Origin of the sequence: Novosphingobium sp. UBA1939, from assembly GCF_002336885.1 — a bacterium.
Taxonomy (GTDB): Bacteria; Pseudomonadota; Alphaproteobacteria; order Sphingomonadales; family Sphingomonadaceae; genus Novosphingobium.
Window position 1 is genome coordinate 1 of record NZ_DDFB01000079.1, and the last position, 3409, is coordinate 3409.

At 64.0% G+C, this 3409-nt stretch carries 4 protein-coding genes; all 4 read left to right on the forward strand.

Annotated features, from left to right (window positions below; all coding sequences use genetic code 11):
• Window positions 1-332 (forward strand): FAD-binding protein (locus tag B3547_RS10905; RefSeq protein WP_292963012.1); only part of this gene is annotated, 332 nt, incomplete at its 5' end.
• Between the two features lie 51 nt (window positions 333-383).
• Window positions 384-1583: an ADP-forming succinate--CoA ligase subunit beta gene (gene sucC, locus B3547_RS10910; RefSeq protein ID WP_124811465.1), complete on the forward strand. Its 1200-nt coding sequence runs from the start codon at window positions 384-386 to the stop codon at window positions 1581-1583.
• Window positions 1584-1586: 3 nt separating this feature from the next.
• Complete coding sequence (gene sucD / locus B3547_RS10915; RefSeq protein ID WP_194919615.1) at window positions 1587-2468, forward strand: succinate--CoA ligase subunit alpha; 882 nt, start codon at window positions 1587-1589, stop codon at window positions 2466-2468.
• A gap of 400 nt (window positions 2469-2868) precedes the next feature.
• Window positions 2869-3409 (forward strand): UTP--glucose-1-phosphate uridylyltransferase (locus tag B3547_RS10920; protein ID WP_292963017.1); only part of this gene is annotated, 541 nt, incomplete at its 3' end.

Below are 3409 nucleotides of genomic sequence, written 5' to 3' on the forward strand. Positions count from 1 at the left end.
GGCGCGCGCTGAAGGACGCGGAGACCTTCGCGGCGACGATCGTGCCGCTGGCGGACAAGCTGGGCGCGGGCGTGGGGGCGAGCCGCGCGGCGGTGGACGCGGGCTATGTGCCCAACGACTACCAGGTGGGCCAGACCGGCAAGATCGTCGCCCCCGAAGTCTACATCGCCGTCGGCATCTCCGGCGCCATCCAGCACCTGGCCGGCATGAAGGATTCCAAGACCATCATCGCCATCAACAAGGACGAGGACGCCCCCATCTTCCAGGTCGCCGATATCGGCCTCGTGGGCGACCTCTTTTCCATCGTCCCGGAGTTGACGAGCAAGCTCTAAGGCCCGAGAGGGCTTCCGATTCGCAGTTTCCATTCCACCCCAGGAGGGATCATGAACGTCCACGAATACCAGGCCAAGGAGCTGTTGGCGAAGTTCGGAGTCGGCATTCCCGCCGGCATCGCCGCGCTCACGGTCGAAGAGGCCGTCGCTGCCGCCAAGCAGCTTCCCGGACCGCTGTATGTGGTCAAGGCGCAGATCCACGCCGGCGGTCGCGGCAAGGGCAAGTTCAAGGAACTGCCGGCCGACGCCAAGGGCGGCGTGCGCCTGGCCAAGAGCGTGGAGGAAGTAGAGGCTTTCGCCAAGGAAATGCTCGGCAACACGCTGGTGACCGTGCAGACCGGGGAAGCCGGCAAGCAGGTGAACCGCCTCTACGTGACCGATGGCGTGGACATCGCCAAGGAATACTACCTGTCGATGGTCGTCGATCGCGCCACCGGCCGTGTCGCCATGATCGTCTCGACCGAAGGTGGCATGGACATCGAGGAAGTCGCCCATTCGACCCCCGAGAAGATCGCCACGATCACCATCGATCCGGCGCAGGGCTTCATGCCGCACCACGGCCGCGCCGTGGGCTATGCGCTGAAGCTGACGGGCGACCTCAACAAGCAGGCCGCGAAGATCGCGCAGCAGCTTTACAACGCCTTCATGGCGCTGGACTGCGACATGCTCGAAATCAACCCGCTGGTGGAAACCAAGGATGGCAACCTGCTCGTCCTCGACACCAAGATGAGCTTCGATTCGAACGCGCTCTACCGTCACCCCGATGTCGTCGCGCTGCGCGACGAGACCGAGGAAGATCCGGCGGAAATCGAAGCCAGCAAGTACGACCTCGCCTACATCAAGCTCGATGGCAACATCGGCTGCATGGTGAACGGCGCGGGCCTTGCCATGGCGACGATGGACATCATCAAGCTGAACGGCGAGTTCCCGGCCAACTTCCTCGACGTGGGCGGCGGCGCCACCACGGAAAAGGTGACGGCGGCGTTCAAGATCATTCTCCGCGATCCCGCGGTGAAGGGCATCCTGGTGAACATCTTCGGCGGCATTATGAAGTGCGACATCATCGCCGACGGCATCGTGGCCGCAGCGAAGGAAGTGAACCTGCAGGTTCCGCTGGTCGTGCGTCTCGAAGGCACCAACGTGCAGCAGGGCAAGGACATCCTCGCCAACTCGGGTCTCCCCATCGTTCCCGCCAACGACCTTGGCGATGCCGCGCAGAAGATCGTGGCAGAAGTCCGGAAGGTTTCCTGAACCATGAGCATTCTCGTCAACAAGAACACCAAGGTCATCACCCAGGGGATGACCGGCAAGACCGGCGCGTTCCACACCCAGGCGGCGCTGGACTACGGCACGCAGATGGTTGCGGGCGTGACCCCGGGCAAGGGCGGCACCACCCACATCGGCCTGCCGCAGTATGATACCGTGGCCGAGGCGAAGGCCGCCACCGGCGCCACCGCTTCGTGCATCTATGTGCCGCCTCCGGGCGCGGCCGACGCCATTCTCGAGGCGATCGACGCGCAGATGGAACTGATCGTCTGCATCACCGAAGGCATCCCGGTGCTGGACATGGTGCGCGTGAAGCGCGCGCTTTCGGGCAGCAAGTCGCGCCTTATCGGCCCGAACTGCCCCGGCGTGCTGACGCCGGACGAATGCAAGATCGGCATCATGCCCGGCTCCATCTTCAAGAAGGGTTCGGTCGGCGTGGTCTCGCGCTCGGGCACGCTGACCTATGAGGCGGTGTTCCAGACTTCGAACATCGGCCTAGGCCAGACCACCGCGGTCGGCATCGGCGGTGACCCGGTCAACGGCACCAACTTCATCGATGTGCTGGAACTGTTCCTGGCGGACGAAGACACCAAGTCGATCATCATGATCGGCGAAATCGGCGGCGACGCCGAGGAGCAGGCCGCGCAGTTCCTGATCGACGAGGCCAAGCGTGGCCGCAAGAAGCCGATGGCCGGCTTCATCGCGGGCCGCTCGGCGCCTCCGGGACGCCGCATGGGCCACGCCGGCGCGATCGTGTCGGGCGGCAAGGGCGATGCGGAAAGCAAGATCGCGGCAATGGAAGCGGCGGGCATCCGCGTGTCCCCCTCGCCCAGCCTGCTGGGCGAAACGCTGGCCGAAGCGCTCAAGTAAGGCGCTCTATCCCTGGGGCTGGCGCAAGCCGGGCAGGGCGGGATTGCTATGGAAACGGGAAAGGGAGCCTTGCGGCTCCCTTTTTCGTTCCGGCGGGCGGTAACGCTATGTCAAAGCTTCTTCTGCGATAGGCGGCCAACGGAATATCGCAGCGCTTTCAGCCGGCTAAGAAAAGACGTTTCATTTTGTTGCAATGCAACATTCGTTGTGCCTTATGTCACGGCCGTGTCGCATAAGCAGGGTGTAGCGGAGCCATTCCGCGTCTGGTGCCCCTGGTGGAACCGGCGGGCGCAAAGCCTTGGCGCAGCAAGCGCGGGGTGTACAAAAGAGTGCGGGTCGTATGGCAATGTCGGGCCAATTCCGGGTGATGCCCCGGCCATAACGCTATCGAGGAGTGAGCATGAAGGGTTCGACCGAACGCAAGCCGATCCGCAAGGCGGTGTTTCCCGTCGCGGGGCTGGGCACGCGGTTCTTGCCGGCGACCAAGGCGATCCCGAAGGAAATGCTGCCGATCATCGACCGGCCCCTGATCCAGTACGCGGTCGACGAGGCGCGCGAAGCTGGCATCGAGCAGATGATTTTCGTAACCGGGCGCGGCAAGACCTCGATCGTCGAGCACTTTGATACCGCGTTCGAACTCGAACGCACGATGGCCGATCGCGGCAAGAATCTCGAAGTGCTGGAGCCCACGCGCATCCCGCCGGGCAATCTGGTCACGGTGCGGCAGCAGGTGCCGATGGGGCTGGGCCATGCGGTGTGGTGCGCGCGCGCGATCGTGGGCGACGAACCGTTCGCGATCTTCCTGCCCGATGAACTGATGATCGGCGCGCCGGGCTGCATGAAGCAGATGGTCGATGCCTATCATGAAGTGGGCGGCAACCTCATCAGCGTGCTGGAAGTGCCGGAAGAGGAAGTTTCGAGCTATGGCGTGATCGCGCCGG